The sequence below is a fragment of the Chromobacterium sp. Rain0013 genome (assembly GCF_015291765.1).
In the GTDB taxonomy this organism is placed as follows: domain Bacteria; phylum Pseudomonadota; class Gammaproteobacteria; order Burkholderiales; family Chromobacteriaceae; genus Chromobacterium; species Chromobacterium haemolyticum.
In genome coordinates, this window is sequence record NZ_CP031514.1 from 2,383,794 (window position 1) to 2,401,576 (window position 17,783).

19 protein-coding genes and 1 pseudogene are annotated in these 17,783 nt (G+C 64.8%); 12 read left to right on the forward strand and 8 right to left on the reverse strand.

Going from position 1 to position 17,783, the window contains the following annotated elements; translation table 11 throughout:
• The first annotated feature begins 19 nt into the window (after positions 1–19).
• The 4 genes and pseudogenes from DXT74_RS11185 to DXT74_RS11200 all read left to right on the forward strand — a co-directional run.
• Complete coding sequence (locus DXT74_RS11185; RefSeq protein WP_043641341.1) at positions 20–472, forward strand: DUF2000 domain-containing protein; 453 nt, start codon at positions 20–22, stop codon at positions 470–472.
• A gap of 11 nt (positions 473–483) precedes the next feature.
• Positions 484–1,200 carry a transcriptional regulator gene (locus DXT74_RS11190; protein ID WP_194427963.1) on the forward strand — a complete coding sequence of 239 codons (717 nt, stop codon included), beginning with the start codon at positions 484–486 and terminating at the stop codon, positions 1,198–1,200.
• The gene (locus tag DXT74_RS11195) at positions 1,197–2,003 is read left to right on the forward strand and encodes a PhzF family phenazine biosynthesis protein (RefSeq protein ID WP_194427964.1); all 807 of its coding nucleotides are present in this window, start codon (positions 1,197–1,199) and stop codon (positions 2,001–2,003) included. Before DXT74_RS11190 ends, DXT74_RS11195 begins: the two co-directional genes overlap by 4 nt.
• Positions 1,969–2,178: pseudogene (locus tag DXT74_RS11200) on the forward strand (hypothetical protein); the annotation flags it as partial. The gene DXT74_RS11195 and the pseudogene DXT74_RS11200, both read left to right, overlap by 35 nt.
• Positions 2,179–2,315: 137 nt before the next feature.
• Here the strand turns inward: DXT74_RS11200 and DXT74_RS11205 are convergent.
• Positions 2,316–2,795 carry a protease inhibitor I42 family protein gene (locus tag DXT74_RS11205; RefSeq protein WP_194427965.1) on the reverse strand — a complete coding sequence of 160 codons (480 nt, stop codon included), beginning with the start codon at positions 2,793–2,795 and terminating at the stop codon, positions 2,316–2,318.
• Between the two features lie 446 nt (positions 2,796–3,241).
• Positions 3,242–4,156: a LysR family transcriptional regulator gene (locus DXT74_RS11210; protein WP_194427966.1), complete on the reverse strand. Its 915-nt coding sequence runs from the start codon at positions 4,154–4,156 to the stop codon at positions 3,242–3,244.
• A gap of 154 nt (positions 4,157–4,310) precedes the next feature.
• On the opposite strand from DXT74_RS11210, the gene DXT74_RS11215 reads away from it, so the two are divergent.
• On the forward strand, positions 4,311–5,717 hold the full coding sequence (locus DXT74_RS11215; protein WP_194427967.1) for an MFS transporter: 1,407 nt from the start codon (positions 4,311–4,313) through the stop codon (positions 5,715–5,717).
• An 83-nt stretch (positions 5,718–5,800) separates the two neighbouring features.
• Entirely contained in the window at positions 5,801–6,172 is a 372-nt protein-coding gene (locus DXT74_RS11220; protein WP_043637437.1) for a VOC family protein, read from the forward strand.
• A 169-nt stretch (positions 6,173–6,341) separates the two neighbouring features.
• Here the strand turns inward: DXT74_RS11220 and DXT74_RS11225 are convergent, their stop codons facing one another.
• The 5 genes from DXT74_RS11225 to DXT74_RS11245 form a co-directional block, all read right to left on the reverse strand.
• Positions 6,342–6,707: a VOC family protein gene (locus DXT74_RS11225; RefSeq protein WP_043637422.1), complete on the reverse strand. Its 366-nt coding sequence runs from the start codon at positions 6,705–6,707 to the stop codon at positions 6,342–6,344.
• Between the two features lie 67 nt (positions 6,708–6,774).
• On the reverse strand, positions 6,775–7,359 hold the full coding sequence (locus tag DXT74_RS11230; protein WP_043637421.1) for a HutD family protein: 585 nt from the start codon (positions 7,357–7,359) through the stop codon (positions 6,775–6,777).
• Positions 7,360–7,367: 8 nt separating this feature from the next.
• Complete coding sequence (gltS, locus tag DXT74_RS11235) at positions 7,368–8,573, reverse strand: sodium/glutamate symporter (RefSeq protein ID WP_194427968.1); 1,206 nt, start codon at positions 8,571–8,573, stop codon at positions 7,368–7,370.
• 222 nt (positions 8,574–8,795) lie between these two features.
• Positions 8,796–9,737 carry a formimidoylglutamase gene (hutG, locus tag DXT74_RS11240; RefSeq protein WP_194427969.1) on the reverse strand — a complete coding sequence of 314 codons (942 nt, stop codon included), beginning with the start codon at positions 9,735–9,737 and terminating at the stop codon, positions 8,796–8,798.
• A 25-nt stretch (positions 9,738–9,762) separates the two neighbouring features.
• Complete coding sequence (locus DXT74_RS11245) at positions 9,763–10,491, reverse strand: IclR family transcriptional regulator (protein WP_194427970.1); 729 nt, start codon at positions 10,489–10,491, stop codon at positions 9,763–9,765.
• Between the two features lie 510 nt (positions 10,492–11,001).
• On the opposite strand from DXT74_RS11245, the gene DXT74_RS11250 reads away from it, so the two are divergent.
• The 5 genes from DXT74_RS11250 to DXT74_RS11270 all read left to right on the forward strand — a co-directional run bounded on the left by DXT74_RS11250 (position 11,002) and on the right by DXT74_RS11270 (position 15,426).
• Entirely contained in the window at positions 11,002–12,717 is a 1,716-nt protein-coding gene (locus DXT74_RS11250) for an ABC-F family ATP-binding cassette domain-containing protein (protein ID WP_194427971.1), read from the forward strand.
• A 153-nt stretch (positions 12,718–12,870) separates the two neighbouring features.
• Complete coding sequence (locus DXT74_RS11255) at positions 12,871–13,173, forward strand: hypothetical protein (RefSeq protein WP_019103694.1); 303 nt, start codon at positions 12,871–12,873, stop codon at positions 13,171–13,173.
• Positions 13,166–14,071 (forward strand): sensor histidine kinase, encoded by a 906-nt coding sequence (locus tag DXT74_RS11260; protein WP_019103695.1) that lies wholly within the window; start codon positions 13,166–13,168, stop codon positions 14,069–14,071. The genes DXT74_RS11255 and DXT74_RS11260 overlap by 8 nt, the downstream gene beginning before the upstream one ends.
• Before the next feature lie 29 nt (positions 14,072–14,100).
• Positions 14,101–14,853, forward strand: a complete 753-nt coding sequence (locus DXT74_RS11265; RefSeq protein ID WP_114152180.1) for a LytTR family DNA-binding domain-containing protein — start codon at positions 14,101–14,103, stop codon at positions 14,851–14,853.
• 63 nt (positions 14,854–14,916) lie between these two features.
• Positions 14,917–15,426, forward strand: a complete 510-nt coding sequence (locus DXT74_RS11270) for a GNAT family N-acetyltransferase (protein ID WP_194427972.1) — start codon at positions 14,917–14,919, stop codon at positions 15,424–15,426.
• 43 nt (positions 15,427–15,469) lie between these two features.
• Here DXT74_RS11270 and DXT74_RS11275 read toward each other — a convergent pair whose 3' ends face one another.
• Positions 15,470–16,231 (reverse strand): alpha/beta fold hydrolase, encoded by a 762-nt coding sequence (locus tag DXT74_RS11275; protein WP_194427973.1) that lies wholly within the window; start codon positions 16,229–16,231, stop codon positions 15,470–15,472.
• Positions 16,232–16,531: 300 nt separating this feature from the next.
• Between DXT74_RS11275 and DXT74_RS11280 the strand changes: the two genes are divergently transcribed.
• Positions 16,532–17,749, forward strand: a complete 1,218-nt coding sequence (locus DXT74_RS11280) for a 6-phosphofructokinase (protein ID WP_081555686.1) — start codon at positions 16,532–16,534, stop codon at positions 17,747–17,749.
• The last annotated feature ends 34 nt before the right edge of the window (positions 17,750–17,783 follow it).

Genomic DNA, 17,783 nt, shown 5'->3' on the forward strand with positions numbered 1-17,783 from the left:
TTTTTGGAAGGAAGCACAGATGAGCGAACAACACCTTGCCGGCGGCACCGACGCCGCCGCGCGCAAATACGTGGCGGTGATCCACAAGCGGCTGGAGCCGGGCCGGGCGATGAATGTGCTGGGCCATCTGGCGCTGGCCCTGGCCTGCCGGCTGCGGCGCGCGGACGCGGCGACAAACCACGTGGACTACGTGGACGCCGACGGTGGCGTGCACCCGGCTATTTCGGCCGATCCCTTCATTGTGCTGCGCGCCGACAACTCCTCCAAATTGGTCCAGCTGCGTCAGGCCGCGGCCGAGGCGGGCGTGGCCTGCGTGGATTTCACCGACACCATGGGAGAGGGCGGTAGCGCAGAACAGTTGCGCCGCACCGCGGCCACCCCGGCCGCCGCGCTGGAATATTGGGGTGTGGCCTTGTGCGGCTCCGAGGCTGAGCTGGGCGCGCTGACGCGCAAGTTCAGCCTTTATCGTTGATGGGAGCTTGCATGGAAGACCCGAAGCAGGCGACCGATCCGGCCCAGGCGGAAAAACAGGCGGTGTTGCGCGCGCTGAGCGCCGTGGTCAAGCTGGCGGGCGCCATGGTGGACGCGCATACCGAGGTGGTGCTGCATGATCTGAGCCGGCCGGAATGTTCCATCGTTTCCATCGAGAACGGCCATGTGTCCGGCCGCCGGCTAGGCGACGCCATTCTGGGCGGCCCGGCCGGGGACCGGGGCTTCGCCGCCATCGAGCAGGCCATGCGTCAGGGTGGGGCCGAGCCGGCGCTGGTGTCCGGCTACCACACGCTGAGCCGCGACGGCCGGCGGCTGCTGTCCGCCAGCGCCGTTTTCAAGACCGCCGCCGGCGAACCCTTCGCCGCGCTGTGCTTGAACAGCGACCGCAGCCAGCTGGAAGCGGCGCTGGCCTGCCTGCAGGCGCTGGTGGGCCGCGCGCCGCCGCCGCAACGGGCGGCGCCGGAGCCGCCGGCGATGGATGAGGCGATGCAGGACATCATTGTTCAGGCGCTGGCGCGCGGCGGCAAGCCGCTCGCGCGGATGAAGAAGGCGGACAAGAAGCAGGTGGTGGCGCAGATGCTGGAGCAGGGCCTGTTCATCGTCAAAGGCGGGGTGGAGCGCGCGGCCGAGGCCTTGGGCGTCAGCCGTTACACCATCTACAACTATCTGGACGAAATTCGCGGCGCGGCGGAGGGGGACGAGACATGAAGCTTCCAATCTATCAGGTGGACGCGTTCTGCGATGCGGTGTTTCACGGCAACCCGGCGGCGGTGTGCCCGTTGCCGGCGGGGTTGCTGGATGTCACGCTGCAAGCCATCGCCATGGAAAACAATCTTTCCGAAACCGCTTTCCTGATGGCGGACGGCGAGCGGATGTCGCTGCGCTGGTTCACGCCCACCACCGAGGTGGATCTGTGCGGCCACGCCACGCTGGCCAGCGCCTGGGTCTTGTTCCATGAACTGGGTTGGCGAGAGGAGCGCATCGTTTTCCATACCCGCAGCGGAGAACTGACGGCGCGGCGCGACGGCGATGGCATCGAACTGCGCTTCCCCGCTGTGACGCCGAGGCCCTGTGCGGAACCGCCCGGCTTGTTGGCGGCGTTGGGCCTGGACACCGGCCAGGTGCTGGCCGCCGACGACTACATCGTGGTGTTGGACGATGCGGCGAGGCTGGCGGAGCTGTGCCCGGATTTTCAGCGGCTGCGTGGTTTTCCCAAGCGCGGGGTGGCGGTGACCGCGCGCGGCGAGGACTGCGATTTTGTCAGCCGCTGGTTTGGGCCCGGCGTGGGGGTCGACGAAGATCCGGTCACCGGCTCGGCGCACTGCTGGCTAGCCCCGTATTGGGCCGGGGTACTGGGCAAGACCCGGCTGCTGGCGCGCCAGGGCGGCGCGCGCCGCGGCAGCCTGGAGTGTCGGGTGGAAGGCGAGGAAGTGGCTTTGCTGGGGCAGGCGAGGCTGTATCTGAAGGGCGAGATTTACGTTCAAAGTGATGCCCAAACGTTGGATTATTGAGGCTGGCTTCGCCTGGCTGGGAAAGAGTCGACGGCTGTGGAAGAACTGCGAGCGGAAACTGAATACTAGCTTGCAGTTCATCCACTTTGCGTGTCTGGCTCCATGGCTCAGGAGATCGTCAACAGGCTCTGAGAACCTGTTCAAAGTCTGCTGCGCTTCGGCGATACGGCGTTGAAAACATCCTCAAAATGCTCATGTACCACTTGTACATTCCGCTTTTTCGCTAGTTTTCGCCTTGTCTCGCCCTTGCTCGCGAGACTTTGAACAGGCTCTGAGGGAATGGCGCCGGGATGATCGCTCGGGGTTGTTCCGTTATTTAACAGTGACTTTTACAGTTATGACTGTTTTGGCATCCTTGCGCCACTGTTGGCCATACTCAAATTTTATTGTCCCGGTTCCTTTTTCTAATGCTTTAAATATATAGGTTGTAAACCCGCCACATCCAACTAGCGGTACTCCCTCATTGTTGGCGACGCCACATTTATCAGATGGTTTGTGACTGGAACTCAGAAACATCAATTCCGCAGGAAGTATCCTTAAGCCCCAAGAGGCTCCTGTCGAGGGGTTGTCAGGAAAAGTAATCGAAAAATTACGATCCAGGTTGACTTCGATATGACCGTTTCCTTCTTTAGGTAGGTCGTGATGTTGTTCTGGCGCTGAATAGTCGCCAATATTTAAATCATAATAACCGAATGACTCTGATTTCATTGGAGCCGCTTTCTCAGAAGAAAAGCAAGTTGCCGGAATTAAGCAAAAAGATGTGACGATCAATGTCTTATAAAAACCACGCATGCTTTACCTCACTGAATATGAGTTATCAGAAATTGATTGGCTGCCAACTAGATTAGTAAGCGAGTCAGCGTTGAAGCGAGAAATGGAGTAGCCAGCTTGCTTAATCACTTTAGACAAGCCGCGGCTTGATCAAATGAGCTGACTCCCCCGTATAGAGCGACAAAATTGGACCAATTCCTACAAAAAACCATCCTGAACAATCAAAGTGCTAGCCAACATTAGAAGCATTGTATTTGTCGAGTCACGCAATGACATCACCCGTAAAGCCTTGTCAATAATTGTGCCCTCAGAACGTGTTGACGATCTCGCGAGCTAGGGCGAGACAAGGCGGTGCGGCTGAGAAAGCAGAGTGTACACACGGTACATGAGCATTTTGAAGCCGTACTCACCGTGTAACGCTCCACGACGCGCAGCAGATCGTAAACAGGTTCTTAGAGTGGCGCGCTTCAAACGGCGGTTTCCGCCGCCAACTGCTCATCGCACACCGCCTTGACGCAGGCGCGCAGCCATTGCTGCGCAGGGTCCGCGTCCAGCCGAGGGTGCCAGATCATGGAGATGGTGATCTCCGCCACCGTCAGCGGCAACGCGAAACTGTGCAGGCCGGCGCGCAGACGGCCGGTATGACGTTCCGGCACGGTGGCGATCAGGTCGCTGGCGCTGGCCAGCGCCAGCGCGGTGGCGAAGCCGCCCACGGTAACCGCGACATCGCGGCTCAGACCTTGCGCGCTTAGCGCCTCGTCCACCGGCCCAAGCAGTCCGCCGCGGCGGGCCACCATCACATGGCGGCCGGCGGCGTAGCGGGCGGCGTCGATGGGGCCGGTCGCCAGCGGGTGGCCGGCGCGCACCGCGCCGACGAAGCGGTCGCGGAACAGCATGCGTACCCGCAACTCCGGCCCGGCTTCGTGGCCCACCACTCCAGTGTCCAGATCCACCGCGCCGTCGCGCAGCGGCGCGTTGTCCTTGTCGCGCTTGGGCAGAAAGTGCAGCCGCACGCCCGGCGCCTCGCCTTGCAGCCGCTCCAATAGCCGCGGTCCGAAGTTCTCGGCGAAACCGTCGCTGCAACGCAGCGTGAAGCTGCGTTGCAAACTGTCCAGCCGCAGCGTCCCGGTCGGACGCAGCGCGCTTTCGGCGTCCAGCACCAAGGCATGCACCCGCTCGCGCAGCTCCAGCGCGCGCGGCGTCGGCGTCAGGCCCCGCCCGGCGCGCACCAGCAGCGGGTCGCCGGTGACGTCGCGCAGCCGCGCCAGCGCCCGGCTCATCGCGGAGGGGCTGAGCCGCAGGCGTTGCGCGGCGCGGGCCACGCTGCCTTCGCTCAGCAGCGCGTCCAGGGTGATCAGCAGATTGAGGTCGGGCATGGACATGGCCTCACCTTAGCACAAGGATACATGGCGTCAAACGCAACTATTCAGTGCAAACCATGCGTCTTCCGCCCACTATGGCGGCGGCGTAGCCTGTGTCGAGTCCGTGTTGACGGCCCCGGCGTTTCGGGGCCGGACGCGGCGGGGAGTCCTCGTCATGCCTGTTTCCACATCTTCCACATCTTCCGCCGCGCTGGCCGGCCTGGCGCTGGCGATTCTGCTGGCGTCTCTGGGCGGCAGCGTCGCCAATGTCGGCCTGCCGGCGCTGGCCGCTGCTTTCCGGGTCAGTTTCCAGCAGGCGCAATGGGTGGTGCTGGCGTATCTGTTGCTGATCACGCTGGCCAGCGTCAACGCCGGCCGGCTGGGTGATCAATTCGGTCGTCGACGCGCGTTGTTGGCGGGCATCTGCCTGTTCGTCGCGGCTTCGGCCGGCTGCGGCGCGGCCACGGCGTTTTGGGCGCTGATCGCCGGGCGGGCCTTGCAGGGCGTCGGCGCGGCGTTGATGTTGGCTCTAGGCATGGCTTTTGTCGCGGACATCGCGCCTGGCGACAAAGTGGGGCGGGCGATGGGGCTATTGGGCGCCATGTCCGCCGTCGGCACCGCGCTGGGGCCGTCGCTGGGCGGCGCGCTGATCGCGGGTTTCGGCTGGCGCGCGATGTTCTGGCTCATGCTTCCGCTGGGAGCGCTGGCTTTCGCGCTGGCCTGGCGCACGCTGCCGTCGGCGCGCGGCTCCGTTGCCGAGCGCGCCGGTTTCGACATTGTCGGCAGCGGCTGGCTGGCGCTGACCCTGACCGCTTACGCGCTGGCCATGACTCTGAAGTTCGGCCAGGGGCTCGGGCATTTCGGCGCGTTCAACATCGCCTTGTTGCTGGCTGCCGCCGTCGGTTGCGGGGGCTTTGTCCGGGCCGAGTCCAAGGCCGCCGCGCCCTTGCTGAACCTGGCCCTGCTGCGCGATCCGGCGTTGGCCGCCGGCTTGTTTAGCAACGCCTTGGTGTCCACGGTGATGATGGCCACTCTGGTGGTGGGCCCCTTCTATTTGACGCGCGGTTTGGGGCTGGACACCGCCGGCGTCGGTTTGGCGATGTCGGTGGGGCCGATGGTGGCGGCCTTGAGCGGCGTGCCGGCCGGACGGATGGTGGATCGATATGGCTCGGGCACCGCGACGCGCTGCGGTTTGGCGGGCATAGGCGCCGGCGCGTTGGCGCTGGCCCTGCAACCGTCCGGCCTGGGCCTGGCCGGTTATTTATTGCCGCTGATGCTGATGACCGCGGCCTACGCCGTATTCCAGGCCGCCAACAATACCCAGGCGTTGACCGGCGCGGCGGCGCGGCAGCGCGGCCTGGTGTCCGGCTTGCTCAATCTGTCGCGCAATTTGGGTCTGATTACTGGCGCGTCCTTGATGGGGGCGGTATTTGCCGCGGCTTGCGGAGCTGCGGACATCGGCGCCGCCGCGCCGCCGCAAGTGACCGCCGGCACGCGCGCCGCCTTCGGCCTGGCGGCGGCACTGATGCTGGCCGCGTTGTTGGCGTCGGCGCGCGGGCGCGGAAAGACCGCGCCCTGCTGACGGCACGTTGTCAGCAGGGGGGTTTTAGACTGGCGTGGTCCGGCGGCGAGGACCGCGGCCGGTACCCATTTCAGGAGAAAGACATGAGCCTGGCCCCCAAGCCCAATCTGCAATTGATCTATGTTGCCGACATCCTGCGCTCCACCGCGCTGTACCGACGCCTGTTCGCTGCCGAGCCGGTGTTTGTTAGTCCGCGTTACGTCGCCTTTGATGCCGGCGGCGAGGCCTTGTTCGCGCTGTGGAGTGGCGCAGGCGAGCCGGATGCCGATGTCCCGAGATTTGTTGAAACCGGTATCATGCTGGCATCCGGCGCGGAAGTGGACCAGCTCTATCAAGCCTGGCGCGACGATCCCGATTTGCGCATCGCGCAGCCGCCGAGCACCGAAGTCTTTGGCCGCACCTTTGTGGCGCTGGACCCGGACGGGCATCAGATCCGGGTGTGCCAACGGGATTGAAGGCTGCGGGGAACGGCCCCGCTTCAGAACGTTTTTACGATCTCGCGAGCAAGAGCGAGACAAGGCGAAAACGGCTGAGAAAGCGGAATGTACGCGTGGTACATGAGCATTTCGAAGTGGTACTCACCTTGGCAAGTTTCACGAAGCGCAGCAGATCGTAAACAGGTTCTTAGCTTGAACTGGACGCCGTGGAGGAGGCCTCGGGCTGATGCAGGCCAAAGCTCAGGCCGCCCGGCGCATGGCATTGTGCGAACTTGCCGAAGCCCGGCTCTTCCGCTATGCCCCCGTCGACTTGGCCGCCCAAGGCCCGCACCCGCTCAACGGCCGCAGCCAGGTCCGGCACCTGAAAAAAGAGATCGATCCGTGGCGCGGCTTCGCCTCCGTGCAGGCCGGCTTTGATCGAGCCGGCTTGAAACCAGCCATCGCCTTCCGTGCCCATGGGGTGGAAGCTCCAGCCGAAGAGTTCGGCGAAGAAGACCCCGACAGAGCTGGCGTCTGCGGCGCCGATCTCAATGTAGGAAACAGGTGATGCCATAAGAATCTCCTTGGGAGTTAAAAAGCCTATCGGCCTATTTCAACAACCTAAATGATTATAGATCGCATCAGCTTGGGGCGATGGCTTCCAACTCCACTTGCAATAGCGCGAGCGGCCGCGCGGCGTGCAGCCGCAGCGTTTCGCCGCGGCGGGCGACGGCGGCGTCCCAGGCCGCCAGCGGCATCAGATGGCCGTTTTGCAGGATTTGCGCGCCATCCTCAAGCGCCAGCAGCAAAATCAGCTCGGCATCGGCGCGCAGCTCCAACGCGTCGTCCACTGTCAGATAGTCCAGTCGCGATTGGTAGCGGCCGCGCCGCGTCATCACGTTGAAATCAGTCAGCGGGCCGTCCAGCAGCCGGCTTTGCGCCGGAGTTTCCCCTGCGAAGGCCAGCGGCGCGTCGCCGGGCGTCAGCCGCAGGCTGTCTCGGCCGTCCAGTTTCAGTTCCAGCCCCGCGCCTTGCAGGATCAACAGCTGGCGGTCCACCCCATCGAAGCGCGAGAACGGCCCGTCGCTGGCCACGCTGGCCAGGCTGACGCGGTAGTCGAAATCGTCCAGGCCGGCCCCGGCGGGGGAGATCAATAATTGCCGAGTGCTGCCGCCGCCGTTTTTCCACGGGCTGGGCGGGCAGTCTTGCAGGCGGATGAGCGTCATGGCGGGCCTCAATGCAGGTAGTTGATGATCCAGGCGTGGAAGGGAATCGCCACCAAGTCTATCAGCACCGCGCCGCACAGCGGGATGATCAGGAAAGCCTTGTACGAGGTGGCGCCGTGCTTTTGGCACACCGCGCTCATATTGGCCACCGCGTTGGGCGTGGCGCCCAGGCCGTGCCCCATCAGGCCGGCGCACATCACCGCCGCGTCGTAGTTCTTGCCCAGCAGGCGGAAGGCGATGAAGACGCTGATCGCCGTCAGCGCGACCACCTGCAAGGACAGCACGCCCAGGAGCGGCAGGGCCAGGTCGTACAGCTCCCAGATCTTCAAACTCATCATCGCCATGGTCAGGAAGACGCCCAGAGAAATGTCCGCGATGGCGTCAATGGCGGCGGCATTGAGCCGGACCAGCCGCGCGCGGTCGTTCAGATTGCGAAACACGATGGCGGCGAACATGGCGCCTACATAGGCGGGTAGCACGAAGTCCCAGCGCTGCTGCACCTGGCTGGCGATCAGCGTGCCGGCGGTCATCAAAACCAATATCAGGCCCATGGAGGAGATCAGGGAGTCGCTGTTGACGGTAATGTTGGCTTCGTGATCGTGATAAGCCGGCGCTTGCATGGCGCTGGCCTCGGCTTGTATCGGCAATTGGTGACGGCGGATCAGCCAGCTGGCCAGCGGTCCGCCCAACACGCCGCCGGCGATCAGGCCGAAGGTGGCGGAGGCCAGCGCCACCGCGGTGGCGCCCTGGGTGCCGAGTTGTTCCGCCATCGGGCCGAAGGCCGCAGCCGCGCCGTGGCCGCCTTCCAGCGACACCCCGCCCGCCATCACGCCCAGCGTGGGATCCAGGCCGAACATGGCCGCCGCTCCGGCGCCGAACACGTTCTGAAACACCGCCAGCGCCCAACAGATGCCCAGATAGATCAGCAGGGCGCTGCCGCCGGTGCGCAGCAGCGCCAGGCTGCCGCCTATGCCCACCGTGGTGAAGAAGGCCACCATGAAGGGCGTTTGCAAGGTGGTGTCAAAGCTGACGGCGGCGATGCCGCTCTCGCGCAGCAGCAAGACGGCGATGGAGACGGCGAATCCGCCTATCACCGGAGCCGGGATGCAGAAGCGTTCGAAAAAGCGCACATGGCGCTTGAGCCAGTAGCCGGCCAGCAGGGCCGTCACCGCCAGCGCGGTGGTGGCGATCAAATCCAGTTTCCATTGCTGCATGGTTTCTCCTTTGCAAAGGTGCGGTTTGCCGCTGTGCCGCGGCTTGTTGCGCCAAGCCTTGGGCCTGGCGGATCTTTTAGAGCCTGTTCACGATCTCGCGAGCAAGAGCGAGACAAGACGAAAACGAGCGAAAAAGCGGAATGGACGAGTGGTACATGAGCAATTTGAGCTTGTACTCACCGTGCAACGCTTCACGAAGCGCAGCAGATCGTGAACAGGTTCTTAGAGGGGCCTCGTCAGCCGGTGTATAAGCCGCGCGGCGGTCCGCGCGGTCAGTTGGTCCTGGTCCAGCTCTGGGTTGAGTTCGGCGATATCGGCCAGCCGCAATTTGCCGCTGGCGCGGAGGACGTCGATCAGCGTTTCCAGCGTGGCCAAGGGCACGCCCAGCGCCGCCGGCGCGCTGACGCCGGGCGCTTGCGACGCCGGCAGCGCGTCCAGGTCTATGGTCAGGTACAGGTCGTCGCAGGGCGCGATGAAGTCCCGCAGCGTTTGCAGCGGCTGTTCCAGCCGCCACGGTTGCAGCTCTTCGTCGAACAGCAGTTGGGCGTCCAATTGTTGGGCGGTGGCGAACAGCGCGGCGGTATTGGCGGTTTCCGCCACGCCGGCGCACAAGTAATGGAAGGACCAGCCGCGTTGCTCGCAGTCGGCGGCGATCTGGGCGAAGGGGGTGCCGGAGGAGGCGCGCGGGCTTTGGCGCAGGTCCAAGTGAGCGTCGATGTTGACGATGCCAATGCGCGGCGCGCGCCCGGCGGTTTCCAGGTGACGGGCCAGCCCAAGAAAGCTGCCGTAAGCCACCTCGTGGCCGCCGCCGAGCACGATGGGGAACTGGCCGGCGTCCAAAAGGCCGGCCACCTGTCGGCCCAATTCGGCCTGAGCGGCTTCCAGTTCGTCGTCCAAGCAATGGACGTCGCCGGCGTCGTAGGCGGTTTGCTGCTGATGCCAGGCCAGGTTGGCCAGCGCCCGGCGGATGGCGCGCGGCGCGGCGGCCGCGCCCGGACGGCCCTGGTTGCGGCGCACGCCGGCATCGCAGGCAAAGCCCAGCAGGGCGAAGCCGGCGGCGGCGCCGGGCTGCCATGGGCGCACGCGTTGATGCCAGCGGCGAGCCAGTTCGCCTTCGGCGTCGATGCGGCCGCTCCAGGCCGCGGGAGGAGTGTATTGCGTCATGCTCGGTCTTTCGGTTTGGGGCCGCTCAGTCGCAGCCCAGATAAGCGCTGATGTTGCGCGCGGCCTGCCGGGTTTGCTCCACCAATTGGGCGCGGCGTTGGGCGCGTCCGGAGGGCGCCATCAGCGTCAAGGCGCCCAGCAGCTTGCGGCGGCCCTGCAGCAAGGGGGCGCTGACGCCCCAGATGCCGGGGTCGATGGCGCTGTCGCTGGTGGCGTAACCCTGGCGGCGCACCTCGGCCAGCGTCTGGCGCAAGGTTTCGTGTTCCTCCGACGGCAGCATGCTGTCCAGGGAGGCCTGGCTTTGCGCTGCCGGCATGAAGGCCAACAAGGCCAGCGCCGACGCTCCGCGCGCCAGCGGCTGCCCCTTGCCGGCGGCGAAGGCGCAGCGTAGCGTCTGCTGGCTTTCCATCATCTCGATGCAAATCACCTGCTGGCGGGTGGCCACCATCAAGGCCACTGTTTCATTGCTTAGCCGCGCCAGACGCTGCATTTCCGGACGCGCTTGCGCCGCCAGCGTGTTGTGCTGCTGAAACCCCATCGCCAACTGCAGGCCCAGCGGGCCGGCGTGGTAGGCGCCGTCCTCGCCGGGCTGCAGCAGTCCCCACTGGCTCAAATGGGTTAGCTGGCGGTATAGCGTGGACGGCGGCAAGGCCAGTCTCCGCGCCATTTCCTTGGCGCTCAGCGGCTGGGGCGAGGCCGCCACCAGTTGCAGGGTTTGCAGCAGACGATCGGAGGAAGAACTGAGGGTGGGCATGTCTGGTCCTTATTAGGATTTTCTAACCTTATCTACTGCGACTGTCCCGAAGAAGCCTGGTTTCTCATGTGGCGGTAATTACCTGGAGATTTTTGTTTTTCATTCCCGTATTGCGGGAAATATGGCTTTGGACGGAGGGCGGGGACGGCTGGCGCGGACCGGCGGCCATGGTTTACACTGCCGGCCTGTATCCGCTATGGATGAAAGAGAAGCCGTGCCCTCTAAGCGAGACGGCGACAACGCGGAACGCGCCGACTGTGGAACGGTTCCGCGCCATCATTAAAGAAAGGAGGTAAATATGGTTCAGTTTGCGCGCCCAGAAATGTTGGCTCGCTTGTATGGCACATTTGCCGGCTCTTGCCCGAGTTCCATCGCGCTGCGATAACCGGGTCGGAGCAAAGCCACTCTTCATTTCGAGTTTTACTCGCCGAGTCTTTTCCGACTCTCATGTTGTCGCCAGCGCTCCTGTTGACAGGGATTTTCACGTCCCAAAGAAACGAGAGCAAGAGCATGACAACCCTGATTTCCGCGCAATCCTTGCAACTGGACGCCGGCCACGGCCCGCTGTTCCAGGACCTTTCCTTTACCGTAAAACTGGGCGACCGCATCGGCCTGCTGGGCCATAACGGCTGCGGCAAGAGCAGCTTGCTCGGCGTGTTGGCCGGCCAGCGAGAAGCCAATGCCGGCATGGTGCAATACGCCGGCCTGTGCCGGCTGCAATATGTGGAGCAACACCTGCCGGCGCGGCTGGCGGCCTTAAGCGCGCGCGCGGCGCTGCTGGAGGCGGTGGATCGCCAGCCGGAGCAGCATTGGCGGGTGGACAGCCTGCTGGACGAGCTGGAGTTGTCGGCCGCGGCCGATACCCCGGCCGCCAGCCTCAGCGGCGGCCAGCACACCCGGCTGCTGCTGGGGCGCGCGGTGCTGCGCCAGCCCAATCTATTGCTGCTGGACGAGCCCAGCAACCACCTGGACCTGCCGTCGCTGCTGTGGCTGGAAGACTTTCTGCGCCGCTGGCAGGGCGGCTTCATCCTGGTGTCCCACGACGCGCGGCTGCTGGACGCCGTGACTTCGCACAGCTGGATTCTTCGCGACCAGCGCTTGTACCGCTTTGAACTGCCGTGTAGCCAGGCGCGGGCCGCGCTGGCGGAGGCCGACGACGCCGCTCGCGCGCGGCGCGCCGGCGAGCAAAAAGAAATCGACCGCCTGACCGTCAGCAGCAAGCGCCTGGCGGTCTGGGGCCGCGAGCACGACAATGAAAAACTGGTGCGCAAGGCCAAGTCCATGCAGAAGCGGGTGGAGAGGCTGAAGGAGGAGCAAGCCTTCGTCAGCCGCGGCAGCCCATGGCGCTTGCGGCTGCAAGGCCTGCCCTTGGCTGCGGACCGCTTGCAGGTCTTCGAAGGCCTGCGGGTGCGCGCCGCGCCGGGCCTTCCAACGCTGTTCGAGGCCGACGAGTTGAGCTTGCGCAGCGGCGACAAAGTCGCCCTGCTCGGCGCCAACGGCGCGGGCAAGTCGTCTTTGCTGCGCCAGTGTTGGCGGGACTGGCTGCAAGGCGAGGCCGGCGCTGGTTGGAGGCCGCATCCGGCGGCGCGCATCGCTTATTACGACCAGTCGCTGCGCCGGCTGGACGACGCGGCTACGCTGCCGGACGCGCTGTATCCGTTCGCGCCGCTGAGCGACGCGGAGCGGAGGCAGGCGCTGATTTCCGCCGGTTTCGCCTATGCGCGCCACGGCCAGACCGTGGCCACCCTCAGTGGCGGGGAGCGCGCGCGGCTGTTGTTCCTGGCGCTGTCGCTGGCCAGCTACCACCTGTTGTGGCTGGACGAGCCGACCAACCATCTTGATCTGGACGGCAAGCGCGAGCTGGCCGAGGAGCTGGCTGGTTTTGCCGGCGGTTTCCTCTTGGTGTCGCACGACCGCGAGCTGATCGAGCAATCGTGCAACCGCTTCTGGGTGGTCAGCGACGGCCGGCTGCGAGAGTGGCCGGACGCCGCCGGCGCCTACGCCCAGCTGTTCAGCCCGCCGGCTGTCGCGGCCGCGACCGAGCCGCCGCCGACAGCGGGAGAAGCGCCCGCCCCAAGCGGAGCGGAGCGGCAGTTGGAGCGCTTGTATCAGCTAGAGGCGCTGTTGAGCGCGGACCTTGCGCGCAAGCCCAAGCATCAGAAGCCGCAATTGCAGCAGCAATGGCGGCGGGAGATGGGCGCCTTGGAACGGGAGCTAGGCTTGTAACGTGAAGGGCGGCGTTAAAAACGCCGCCCGTTCGTCGCCCGTTCGGCCGTTTCGTCCATCGCCCCGGGCGTTTCGTCGCAAGCCGCTATCGGCCGCGTTTGGCGCTGGCTACAGTGAGCAGCGTTAACCACAACGCATCACTAGGAGCTAGACATGGACCGGGAAAAACACGCGGAAGCTTTGGATGGACTGAGCGGCGTCAAGCACAAGATCGCCATTTACTGGCGGCTTTATGTAGACTGGCTGGCCGGGCTTGGCTGGGGGCGGCTGGCGCTGATCTCCCTGCTGGCCTTGATTTTGAGCGGCGTGCTGGCGCTGAGCGGTGCCGTGGTTTTTTTGATACTGATGTCCTTCCTGGTCAAGGCCTGCGTTGCGCCGAAACCGTCGAAACCGGCGGCGCTGACGGAGAGGACCGAGGAAGAAATGAAGCAAGACCGGGGGGCGTATCATGGATAGGCAAAGACATGCGGAGGCGCTGGCGGGCATTGACCTCGTCAGCCACAAGGCCTCCATCTACTGGTGGCTGTTTTTCGATTGGCTGGCCATCGTCGGCTGGGGGCGGCTGCTGCTGATCTGCTTCCTGGGGCTGATCATGGGCGGCATCATCGGAGTGCCGGTGCTGGCCTTTTTCCTGGGCGTGGCTGTCTGCGTCGTCAAGATCGTGGCCGGTGGCAAGCGTCGGGCGGAGCTGCGCGCGGACGAGGCGGTGGTTCGCAGCCAGCAGGCGGAGGAACTGGCCGAGGTGGAGGCGCTGCAACGCCAGTTGGCGGAAGCGCGAATGGGGGCGCTGCAGGCGCAGATCGAGCCGCACTTCCTGTTCAATACTTTGTCCTCGGTGTGCCAATTGATGGAAACCGCGCCGGAGCGCGCCTTGCTGATGCAGAAGGCGCTGATCCGCTACCTGCGCTCCTCGCTGCCGGAATGGCGGGATTCTCCAGCGGAAACCAGTCTTGGCCAGCAACTGGAGCTTTCGCGCGCTTACCTGGACATCATGCAGTTGCGCATGGAGGACCGGCTGCGGGTGAGGCTGGAGGTGCCGGAGTCGCTGCTGGATGCGCGCTTTCCGGTGATGATGCTGCAAACTTTGGTGGAAAACGCCATCAAGCACGGCCTGGAGCCCAAGGCCGAGGGCGGCGACATCGTCATCGGGGCCAAGGTGCTGACCGGCGAATTATTAGTGACGGTGAGCGACAGCGGCGTCGGTTTTCCGGAGCAGCCTGGGCAGGGCATGGGTTTGAGCAATATCCGTGAACGGCTGGCCATGCTGCACGGCGAGCGTGCGCAATTGCAGCTGGAAGTGTTGCCGGAGGGCGGCACCCGCGCCACCATAGCCCTGCCGTTCGCGCTGGTGTGAGCGGCTAGCCTGGCGGAGGACAGCGATTGATGACGAAACTAAGCGCGGTGATCGCCGACGACGAGCGCCTGATGCGAGAGCAACTGCGCATGGCCTTGCAGAGAGTGTGGCCGGAGTTGAGGATAGTGGCGGAGGCCCATGACGGCGCCGAGGCGGTGGAACGGGTGCGCGAGCACCGGCCCGACCTCGCCTTCCTGGATATCACCATGCCGGTGCAGAACGGCATCGCCGCCGCGATGGAGATCGACGGACTGTGTCCGGTGGTGTTTGTCACCGCCTACGATCAGTACGCGATCAAGGCCTTCGAGGAAGGCGCGGTGGACTATCTGCTCAAGCCGGTGGAGGACGAGCGGCTGCTGCGCACGCGTCAGCGCTGGGAGCAGCGGCAATTGGCGCTGCCGTCGCACTGGCAGGCCTCCTTGCAGCAACTGAGCCGCCAGTTGGCGCGGCCGGACTACCTCCGCTGGATCAAAGCCTCGGTGGGCAACAGCCTGCGCATGATCAGCACCAGCGAGGTCTTGTTCTTTCAGTCCGACGAAAAATATACCCGGGTGCAGACCGCCGGTTGCGAGGCCTTGATCCGCATGCCGATCAAGGAGCTGTTGCAGGCGCTGGACCCGGACGAATTCTGGCAGATTCACCGTTCCACCCTGGTGCGGGTGGACGCCATCGAACAGATCAAGCGCGACGACGGCCAGCGCGGCCTGTTGCTGCAATTGCGCGGCCATGCGGAGCCGCTGGAAGTCAGCCGCAGCTACGCCCATCTATTCCAGCGTATGTGAACGGTCCGCCGCAGCCGGCATGAAAGCTGCTTGTCCATGCCCATGATCCAATGGGAGACAGAAATGATGCGTATCAGACTCGCACCGGCGCTGGCGGCCGGCGATTACTCGCGCTTAAGCGCTTTGTTGGCGGACAGCGTGGCCGGCGGCGCTTCAGTGGGTTTTCTCGCGCCCTTGCGGGTATCGGAGGCCGCCGCCTATTGGGCGCAGGTGGACGCGCTGCTGGGCGCGGGCTTGCAATTATGGCTGGCGGAGGAGGACGAGGCGTTGTTGGGCTGTGTGCAGCTGGCGCCTTGTCAGCGCGGCAACGGCCGTCACCGCGCCGAGGTGCAGAAACTGCTGGTGCATTCCGCTTGCCGCGGCCGCGGCGTGGCGCGCCAATTGATGGCGACGCTGGAAGATCATGCACACAAACAGGGCATCCGCCTGTTGGTATTGGATACCGAGGCCGGCTCCGGCGCGGAAGAGGTCTACCGCAAACTGGGCTGGAGCAAGAGCGGGGAGATCCCGGATTACGCCGCCAGCCCGGACGGGCGTCTGCATCCCACCGCTTATTACTTCAAGTGCTTGTGACGCGTTGACGAACCGCTCGCAGAGGCGGCCACGGTGCGGTTTTTCAGCTTGCGGCGATGGCGGCCAGCGCGTCGCGCACCGCGGAGACAACCCGCTCTGGCTCGGAGAGCTGTGGAAAATGGCTGCTGCGGGCGGCGATGACGTGGCGGCCGCGCGGCGACAATGCCGCCAGCCGGCGCTGGCCTTCGGCGCGCGCGTCCAGCACCGCTCTGGGGGTTAGCCAGGACAAGCTTGGCGCGCCGCCGCTGATCACGCACAGGGGGATGTCGGGGAAGGGCGGCGCTTCGGCGATCTGCTCCGCGCTGCGTCTGAGGTGCCCGGTTTCGTTCAGGGTATCGCGGTCCTGAGCCAAGTCCAAGGCCCGGCGCATCAACTGGCCCAGCCGCCCCCGGCGCGCGTCCAGCGCGCTGATGTCTTCCGGCGTCGCGGCGTCCAGCAATACGGCGGCGGCCACTTCGCCGGCGTAGCTGCGGGCGAACAGATTGGCGATCAGGCTGCCCAGCGCATGGGCCACCAGCACATAGGGTGGGGTCAGGCCGGCCTTGAACAGCAGCGCGCGCAAGGTTTCCATCATCGCGGCGCTGGTCTGAGCTTCGCGAGTGTTGCCGCTGTTGCCGATGCCGCAGCGGTTGTAGGCGAACACGCCGCTGAGCGCTTCCAGCCCCGGCAGCACTTTGTACCAGCTTTCCATCGGCGCGCCGGCATCGTTGATCAACACGATGGGCGGCGTCGAGTCGCCGACGGCGATGTACTCCATGGCGACGCCGTCGATGGCGGCGATGAGCTTTGGGGGCAGGGTGGTCATGGCGCAAGCCGGCGGCGGTCGCCGAAAAATAGTCTATCCAATTGTTTTTGTAAGTGAAAAATTAATTCAGTTCCTGAAAGTCATTGTGGAATCGAATTTTCCGGCGCCAAAGGAAGCGGGGCCTGCCCGCCGTCTGTAGCGCGGCGGCAACTTGCGCGCGGATTTGCCGTTGGTCAAGGAAATGGAGAATGGCGGCACCGTCCCGCTTGAGGCGGCTTTCCGGCCAGTGGTATGTTTGTGGTATTCCCGGCCCGGCCGCGCGCCGCGCCGTTTGATTCTCCATTTCTCCAGGTGGCGATGATGTCCAAACCCCGTGCCGTATATTTGCAGTCGGGCGGTCCGACTGCGGTGTTGAACGCTTCCGCGCAGGGCGCGATAGAAACCGCGCGCAAGCGCGGCCTGTCGATGTACGGCGCTTTCGACGGTCTGGCCGGCTTGCTGGAGGACCGTTTGTGCGATACCGACGCGGTATCGGACGAGGCCATCGCCCAACTGGCCTTCATGCCTGGCGGCAGCTTCGGCGTCAGCCGGCGGATGATAGGGAGCTTCGCCGAGGCCGGCGACGACTGGAGACGGCTGCGCGAGGTTCTGGCCCGGCATGACATCCATTATCTGCTGGTCAACGGCGGCAACGGCTCGTTGGGCTGCGCCGAACGGCTGGCGGAATTTGAACGCCACATGGGCTACCCGCTCAAGGTGGTGGGCATTCCCAAAACCATAGACAACGACCTGGTGGGCACAGACAACAGTCCCGGCTACGGCTCCTCCGCCAAATTCCTGGCCAGCGCGATGCGTGAGGTGGGCCTGGATATGACCAGCATGGGCTGGGGCCGGGTGTTCATCATGGAAACCATGGGCCGTCACACCGGCTGGCTGGCGGCGGCCTGCGCGGCGGCGGCGCGCAACGAACGCGAAGCGCCGCATTTGCTGCTGCTGCCGGAAGTGGCTTTCGACGCCGAGCGTTTCCTCGCTGCGGTGGACGACAGGTTGGCGCGCTTCGGTCAATGCGCGATCGCTGTGGCGGAGGGCATCACCGACGCCGACGGCCGCTTTGTCGCCGAAGCCAAGAAATCAGAGGTCTACGGCCATGAGCAATTAGGTGGCGCCGGTCACTGGATTGCCCAGCTGCTGTTGCGCGAACGCGGCATTTCCGCGCATGTGGCGCAGGTGGATTATCTGCAGCGAGCCGGCGGCCACTTGGGGTCCAGCATGGATGTGCGCCAGGCCTATATCATGGGCGAGCGGGCGGTGGAGTGGCTGTTGGCCGGCAAAAGCGGGGTGATGGCCGGCATCAAGCGCATCCAGAACCATCCCTATTGCTGGGATGTGGAGGAGGTGCCGCTGGCGGTGGTGGGGGATCAGGAGAAGCGGCTGCCGCCGGAGTTCATCGGCGCCGACGGTTTCAGCGTGACGCCCGCCTTTCTCGATTATGTGCGCCCCTTGATGGAGGGAGAGCGGATTCCGCCGTTCAAGGACGGATTGCCGGACTACCGGCCCATTGCCTGGCCCAAGGTGTGAGTGCGATAGATACGCGATGGAAAAACCCGGTGCA